Annotated in this window: 6 protein-coding genes and 1 pseudogene; 6 read left to right on the top strand and 1 reads right to left on the bottom strand. The window is 39.7% G+C overall.

Annotation, left to right across the window (positions count from 1 at the left end):
• The 3 genes and pseudogenes from H5202_RS15790 to yjjG all read left to right on the top strand — a co-directional run.
• Window positions 1-759: pseudogene (locus H5202_RS15790) on the top strand (hypothetical protein); the annotation flags it as partial.
• A gap of 80 nt (window positions 760-839) precedes the next feature.
• Window positions 840-1,910: an aminoglycoside phosphotransferase family protein gene (locus tag H5202_RS15785; protein ID WP_182772920.1), complete on the top strand. Its 1,071-nt coding sequence runs from the start codon at window positions 840-842 to the stop codon at window positions 1,908-1,910.
• A gap of 132 nt (window positions 1,911-2,042) precedes the next feature.
• On the top strand, window positions 2,043-2,744 hold the full coding sequence (gene yjjG, locus H5202_RS15780) for a pyrimidine 5'-nucleotidase (protein WP_182772919.1): 702 nt from the start codon (window positions 2,043-2,045) through the stop codon (window positions 2,742-2,744).
• 77 nt (window positions 2,745-2,821) lie between these two features.
• Here the strand turns inward: yjjG and H5202_RS15775 are convergent, their stop codons facing one another.
• On the bottom strand, window positions 2,822-5,404 hold the full coding sequence (locus tag H5202_RS15775) for a PBP1A family penicillin-binding protein (RefSeq protein WP_182772918.1): 2,583 nt from the start codon (window positions 5,402-5,404) through the stop codon (window positions 2,822-2,824).
• A 186-nt stretch (window positions 5,405-5,590) separates the two neighbouring features.
• Between H5202_RS15775 and H5202_RS15770 the strand changes: the two genes are divergently transcribed.
• Genes H5202_RS15770 through H5202_RS15760 form a run of 3 tightly spaced genes read left to right on the top strand, consistent with a single transcriptional unit; the run spans window position 5,591 to window position 7,856 of the window.
• Complete coding sequence (locus H5202_RS15770) at window positions 5,591-6,670, top strand: pilus assembly protein PilM (RefSeq protein ID WP_182772917.1); 1,080 nt, start codon at window positions 5,591-5,593, stop codon at window positions 6,668-6,670.
• A complete protein-coding gene (locus H5202_RS15765; RefSeq protein ID WP_182772916.1) occupies window positions 6,658-7,242 on the top strand; it encodes a PilN domain-containing protein in 585 nt (194 codons plus the stop codon). Before H5202_RS15770 ends, H5202_RS15765 begins: the two co-directional genes overlap by 13 nt.
• Entirely contained in the window at window positions 7,239-7,856 is a 618-nt protein-coding gene (locus H5202_RS15760; protein WP_182772915.1) for a type 4a pilus biogenesis protein PilO, read from the top strand. Before H5202_RS15765 ends, H5202_RS15760 begins: the two co-directional genes overlap by 4 nt.
• The last annotated feature ends 273 nt before the right edge of the window (window positions 7,857-8,129 follow it).

The following is an 8,129-nucleotide window of genomic DNA, read 5'->3' as shown; positions in this document are numbered from 1 at the left end:
TATTCCGCCGATAGCGACAAACATTCATTAAATGATGATGTGATAACGCAGGCAAGTGTCGAGCAAACTGGCACGAACATGGAACAAGAAGAGGTCGATACGCTAACAGAAACTGATCCAGTACATTCATTTTCGACATCGTCAGATCGTAGCCATCAGCCTCTTTATGTTGATCAAGATGCGTTGCAATCAGGGTCGATTACCGAGCTTGCCAAATCTTGGTTAAATGTGGCTAAGTTGCATCAGAAAAAACTGATGTTAATTGGTAAAATTACTGCGGCTATTGTTGCTGTCATCGTTGTTGTTTATTTGGTTTTAGTCTTAATCAGCGTATTTTCTGATGATACCAATCAAACAGAACATGTTGATGCTAAGAGTGATCAACAACAAGCCAGCATTCGACAAATGATCAAACTGCCAGATGGGTTTTGGCTCGCGTTAGAGGGTGAAATCCTTATAGTGCGTTGGTTAGGAGAAAGTGGAGATAAACAAAATTTATGGCGTTTAGCGACGGCAATCGGTGATAAAACCTGTGCCAACCTTGAGTTTAATGACGGTAGTCGTTATCGACCAATAACGGTTGATTTACTGCATGATGGTGCCAGTGAAGCAAGATTTACTCCACTGGATAAGGATGCCATTGTCAATCATGTAGCACTTAGAGGTAGCTTTAAGTTGTGTGGTTATGAATTTAGCCTAAAGGGCAGTCAAGCTACGTTAATGCAAAACCCTCAATTTGAAATGATAATAAGCCAGTAACTATTATTAGCAAGATAATCAACTAAAAGAACTTTGTTGGTTACTTTGGGTTTTGACGAATATGATTTGGAGCGTTTTGATTGGTCAATTTCATCCGTAAAAATGTATTACCTCAGTTCGGTTTTAGCGCTGAGCATAGTACGCTTTATCCATTGGGTAATGGTCATATTAATCAAACATTTTTGGTGAGTGAAAAATCAAAATCGTTGGTGTTACAGCGCATAAATACTCAAATATTTACCGAACCTAAGGTGGTCATACAAAATGCTGCCAATATTAGTCAGCATTTACTGGCTAAGCGTCAACAGTTGCAATATCCATTACAAGTGGTTAGCCCAATAGCCACTGAAGCAGGTGCACTTTACTTGGATTTAGGTGAACAAGGATTTTGGCGAGCAATCGATTACTTACCCCATAGCAATACAATTGAAGTAGTTGGTACACCAGATCAAGCTAAGTTGGCAGCTGAGGCTTTTGGTCACTTTGCCGCAGCGTTGAGTGATTTAGTACCTAGTGATATTGTTGATGTTATCCCTAATTTTTTGAATTTACCTCAACGTATAGCGCAATTGCGTGAAGCAAAGGTAGCTGATGCGCAAAACCGATTAGCTCAGTGTAAAGATTGGGTCGATTTGTGTTTGTCACAAAAAGAGTTATTGGCCACATTGGTACAATATGAGGCCGGATTACCAGTTCGTATATGTCATAATGATACTAAAATCAATAATATGCTGTTTGATAAACGCGATATGTCCAGCATGGCCATTATTGATTTAGATACCTGCATGAAAGGGTATTTGATGTATGATTTTGGTGATATGGTACGCGCATTTTGCTCTCCCGAGCCTGAAGATTCAACGAACTTAGCCAATGTCTATGCTCGGTCTGAGATTATTATTGCCGCTGCAAAATCGTATATGGGAGCTCTAGAGGACATTATTACTCCGCTAGAAAAGCGAAGTTTGTGGTTAGGCACTAAAGTGATGCCCTTAATGCTTGGTACACGGTTTTTAACTGATTACTTAAATGGTGATACTTATTTTGGGATTAAGTATCAAACTCATAATCTTGATCGTGCTATAAATCAGTTAACCATTTATCAAAGTCTACTTCAGCAAGAAGCGCAGTTAATATCGTTATTTAACTCGTAGCCACCATCGTTAACTAATCTTCAATTTAGTATCTACCTATTGCAGTAAATTGTAGGACAAAGAGTGGTTAAGTAATGAGGCATTATTTTTTCTAAGGTTAATTATTCAATTTAAGAAATAAGGACGTAGTTAATGTCGAATATGCTCAATAAATATAAATGGATTTTATTTGATGCTGATGAAACGCTATTTCATTTCGATGCTTTTGCTGGATTGAGATTAATGTTTTCACGCTTTGAAGTTGATTTTAACATTGATGACTTTGCTGTTTATCAGCAAGTGAATAAACCCTTGTGGGTCGAATACCAAAACGGTTTAATTAGTGCTACGCATTTACAACATACGCGCTTCCATCACTGGGCGAATAAACTGTCTGTTACTCCGCAACATTTAAACAGTCAGTTTCTTGCGGCCATGGCCGATATTTGTTTGCCATTGCCTGGTGCTCGAGAATTAATTGATTCTTTAAGTGGCAAAGTTAACCTTGGTATTATTACTAATGGTTTTACAGAGATACAGAGTATCCGTTTGAGTCGTACCGGCTTTCAAGATGCTTTCAATCCCGTGGTTATTTCTGAACAACTTGGTAAAGCGAAGCCTGATGTGGCTATTTTTCATCACGCTTTTAGCTTAATGGGGCAACCAGAGAAACATCAAGTACTGATGGTCGGTGATAACTTACATTCTGATATTTCAGGTGGGATAAATGCAGGTATCGATACCTGTTGGTTAAATCATCATGACGAACCTGTAAGTGATGATATTTCTCCAAGTTATCAGGTACGTAATTTAACCGAATTGCATCAATTATTGATACCCAACACCATTGTCTAAAAAAAATAAGCCATAAAATGCGTAATAAAAAAGCCATTCTGTCGAATGGCTTTTTTAGTTAATTGATTTAGTTAATATTATTGAAATAAATCTTCAGCAACATTGTCGATAAATATATCACCACTTTGCTGTGTTTCTGTGACATATTCTTTAGGTTCACTACCTTCAGCAAAATACTCAAATTCGGTAGTGTGATCTGTCTTGCGAGTTAATTTACCAGTAGCTAAGTCAATACGCGCAGATACAATTCCTTTTGGAGGGATTACTGAAGCTTCAGGTGTGCCTGACAGGGCCTTATTCATGTAATCATTCCAACCAGGACCTGCTGTTTTAGCACCCGCTTCTGCACCTGATATTTGATCCGGTTCGCCGCTAGCCATCCAGCTTGAGCGTCCTAGCTGACGTCCATGATCATCAAAGCCAACCCAGAAAGTAGCTGTTAGTGTAGGATTAAAACCACTAAACCAAGTATCTCGAGACTCGTTAGTCGTACCTGTTTTGCCCGCAATATCATGACGTTTAATTAATTTAGATGCACGCCATGCAGTACCATTCCAACCAGTACCTTGACTCCAGTCTCCACCACCCCAAATTACGCTCTTCAGTGCTTCAGTGATCAAAAATGCAGTCTGTTCAGAAACAACTCGCTTAGCAAAGTGGGCTTGTGGATTGGTGCAAATATTTTGCTCTGCAGTAATAGTGGTTATTTCAGCGTCTTCATCTAATGTATCTATGGCTGGTTTTAACGTGTTCTGAGAGAGTTCTTCAGCCATTGCAGCAAATGGATCATCAACAACAATTTCTTCAACCGCGAGTGTCGGTTTGCTGCATGCAATAGCAGGAATGGTCTGCTCAATCGTGTTGTCGTATGCATCGGTCACGCGATCGATAAAGTACGGTTCAACTAAATAACCACCATTAGCAAAGCTATTAAATGCAGTGGCAACTTGTAAAGGTGTTACCGACGGTGAGCCTAATGCTAACGATTCATTTCGTGGTAAATCACTGGGATCAAAACCAAACTGGACGAGTTTTTTGATGGTGTCATCTAAGCCCGTGTGGCGCATTGCTCTGACTGACATCACGTTAATAGACTGAGCTAAACCGACACGCAAGCGTGTTGGACCACCGTAAATGTCCGGCGAGTTTTTAGGACGCCAAGCCGTGCCCTGACGGGTGTCTGGTTTGTTAATTGGAGCGTTATTGATAAGCGTAGCCAATGTGTAGTCTTTTTCTAATGCAGCAGCATAAATAAAAGGCTTTATATTAGAACCTAACTGGCGCTTAGCTTGAGTCACTCGGTTGAATTGACTTTGACTAAAACTAAATCCACCCACGAGGGTTTTAATGGCACCGTCATGAGGTTCCAGTGACACTGTTGCGCTCGAGACTTGTGGTATTTGAGATAATTGCCAATGTTTGCCATTGTGGCGGATCCATACTTGTTGGCCAGCGGTCAAAATATCGCTGGCTTGCTTTGGTGGTAAACTTTGGCGTTTATCGCTTATAAACTTACGAGCCCATTTTAAACCTTTCCATTCAAGTGTAATCAGTTCGCCATTGTCATCCATGACCTGTGCTTGTTGATCTTGAACGCTTATCACTGCAGCGGGCATAATGCCTTGCATTGAAGCGGTCCGTTTTAACGTAGCGACAATCTCATCTTGTTCGAGCGGGGTATCAGTCCATAATTCAGTGACAGGTCCACGGAAGCCATGGCGTTGGTCATAAGCGAAAACGTTATCTCTTAATGACTCCTGTGCCATCAGTTGGAGATCTGATGATATCGTGGTGTAGACATTGTAACCATTTGTATAGGCAGCTTCTTCACCGTATTTTTGGATCATGTAATCACGCGCCATTTCTGAAACATAAGGAGCGTATAAATCAATTTCTGCGCCATGGTATTTTGCGGTCGATGGGCTATTGATAGCTTCTTGATATTCTGCTTGAGTAATATTGCGTTTCTCAAGCATACGGCTTAATACCCAGTTACGACGTGAAATTCCACGAGCTTCGTTTCTAATCGGATTGGCTGCTGATGGGGCTTGCGGTAAGCCCGCAATCATTGCCATTTCAGGCAGTGTAAGCTGGCTAAGTTCTTTACCATAATAAACTTGAGCTGCAGCACCGACACCATATGCTCGGTTTCCAAGGAATGAACGATTTAAATAAAGGGCTAAAATTTCTTTTTTCGATAGCGCCTTTTCAATTTTCAACGCAAGGAAGATTTCCTTAACTTTACGAATGTATGTTTTTTCGTTAGATAAGAAAAAACCTCTGGCAACCTGTTGCGTAATCGTACTAGCGCCTTGGCTTTTTTTACCTGTTGTTATTAAAATGGTTGCCGCGCGGATAATACCAATCGGATCAATGCCATTATGTTCAAAGAAGCGTGAGTCTTCAGTGTCTAGCACGGCATTAATTAGCTGGGTAGGCACCTGATCATACTCAACAGGTATACGGCGTTTCTCACCAAATTGAGAAATAAGTTTACCATCGCGGCTATAAATACGCAGTGGAGTTTGTAATTGAACCGTCTTTAGCGAATTTACATCGGGTAAGTCAGGTAGCACATAAAAGTAAGCGGCTGCTATAGCACCAATGCCAAGTAGTGATAGGCTAAAAAATGCAATTAATAAACGTTTAAACCATTTCACTCGATTATTCCAAAAAAATCAAAAATAGTAGCGCTAGTATATAAGCGAGAGAGTTTTTGGTGAAGTAAAACATGAAATAACTAAATAGTATTTGTAAAATGTTGAAACATTTTATACAAATACTTATAACGAGTTGATTATGTGCTAATCTCTTAGAAAATAAAAATAGAATTGTGATGACGGATTATGATTTCTAAATTGTGGAAGCGTCATGCACCTCAAATGGTCGGGATTGATATTGGGTCCCATGAAATAAAAGCCATATTGTTGAGCAAGACTGCGGATGGATACAAAATTCAAAATCATGCTGCTGTTCCTGTTAGAAAAGGAGCCGTAGTTGATCATGATATTCGTGACTCTGAAGCTGTACTAGAATCATTGAGACAAATTAGACGAGGATTACCTAAATCCGTCAAATTTGCAGCCGTTGCTGTTTCTGGTTCCGCTGTCATGACTAAAGTTATTTATATGGATGCAGCGTTGAATGAAGAGGAGATGGAGGCACAAATTGAAATTGAAGCCGACAATCTTATTCCATATTCGCTTGATGAAGTCAGTATAGATTTTGAAAGACTTAGCCCGAATACCACTGACCCAACCAAGGTTAATGTGCTACTGAGTGCTTGCAGAACAGAAAACATTGATTCACGAGTGGACGCGCTAGATGCTGTCGAACTAGATGTTAAAGTTGTTGATGTGGAAGCTTATGCTTTAGGTCGCTCTGCAGAATTAATTTACGGTCAGTTACCTGATGACGCCAAAAGCAAATCAATAGCGATGGTTGATATTGGTGCCAATATGACCACATTTTCAGTTGTTGAAAATGGTGACACGACGTTTATACGTGAGCAAGCCTTTGGCGGCGAGTTATTCACTCAATCAATTGTGTCATTTTACGGAATGCCTCATGATGAGGCTGAACGAGCTAAGGTTTCTGGACAATTACCGCGTAATTATATGTTCGAGGTTTTATCTCCGTTTCAGATGCAATTGTTACAACAAATTAAACGAACCTTACAGATATACTGTACTGCCAGTGGACGTGAAAAAGTTGACTATATCGTTTTGTGCGGTGGTACAGCTAAGTTAGAAGGAATGGTTGAATTACTAACCAACGAGTTAGGTACTCATACCATTATTGCGGATCCTTTTCAGGGGTGTTTGCATGCAGATGATGTTATGAAAAGCCAACTTCAACCCAACATAAGTAAATATATGGTGGCATGTGGTCTTGCGCTAAGGAGTTATGCTCAATGGCGAACATAAACTTATTACCTTGGCGTGAAGAAGCTAGAGAGAAACAAAAACGCGATTTTATCGGTATTTTAGCGTTAGTTTTTTTAGTAACATCACTCGTGGTATACCTATTTTTGGGCTTTCTAGAGGTTGTTACTGATGACCAACGTCAGCGCAATGCCTATTTGGAATCAGAAATTAGTTTACTTGATACCCAGATTGCAGAAATTAGAAAAATTACCGAACGTAAAAAAGATATTGAGCGTCGAACTGAGATTATTCTTAATTTGCAGCAGTCGCGTAATTTACCCACTCATGTATTAGATGAATTAGTCCGAATAGTGCCACCTGGTATTTATCTTTCAAGTATAGAGAAAAAAGGCAGCGTGTTACTGATCGAAGGGCGTAGTGAATCAAATAATAACGTCGCTAATATGATGAGAAAGGTGAAAACATCTTCTTATCTTAATGACCCGAGTATGCAATCGATAGTGACTCAAAATGAAGAACTAAGGCAGTTACAGCGGTTTAAATTACGTGTCACTATCCGTGATGACTCACAGGTCATTAATGTTGATCCGAACCAAGGAGCGAGAAAATGAATCTCGACCTAGATCAATTTAACGATATCGATTTTGAAAATATTGGTGGTTGGCCCAAGCTGGTCAAAATTGTATTTGCGTCGTTTTTGTCTTTGTGTGTTATCGGCGCTAGTTATTATTTGTTTATTTCAGACTCGATCGATCAAATGGAAGCTGAACAGCAAAAAGAAATTCAATTACGTGAAGATTTTGAAACTAAATATCGTTTAGCAGCTAACCTTAAACTATACCGTGAACAATTGGACGTGATGGAAGTGCAGTTTGCCGAATTGCTTAAGATGCTACCTTCCGAAAATGAAATGCCAGGTTTATTAGATGATTTAACATTTGTTGCCACTGATGCTGGCCTCAGAATTAATAGTCTAGATTGGGATGATGAAATAGAACGTGATTTCTATATTGAATTTCCTATAAAGATGTCAGTGGTAGGTGATTATCATCAAATGGGTAGTATGGTTAGTGGCGTTGCCAAATTACCTCGAATTGTCAGTCTGCATGACTTTACTATAAAGCAGAACGATGCCGGTGGATTATCTATGGATATTCTCGCTAAAACGTATCGTTTTAAAGAAGGGGCTGAATTAACACAACAGGCCAATAAGGAGCAGAAATAATGAAATTTTTCCCTTTATGGTTTTCAATGTTGTTTTTATTGAGGGGTTATTTTGCCGAACGCAGCTATTTAAAGTTATTTGTTACACTTACAATGTCGCACCACGTTGCCCTTTTACCACCATTGAGGCAAACCCCTAGGTTCGACCATTTTACTTATCAGGCTGAATAAAGCCGCAGTCCGTTGGTTCCCCCATCAAGGGAATTTCAAAAAGGGTTGTTGGATCACCCTGAGAATGGTTTCCAACCAGCTTAAAACGTTCCCAAAGGCCGTT

This window comes from Shewanella sp. SG41-4 (assembly GCF_014164505.1).
Lineage (GTDB): Bacteria > Pseudomonadota > Gammaproteobacteria > Enterobacterales > Shewanellaceae > Shewanella.
The sequence above is the reverse complement of the archived record's forward strand: the minus strand, read 5'-3'. Positions and strand labels throughout refer to the sequence as shown.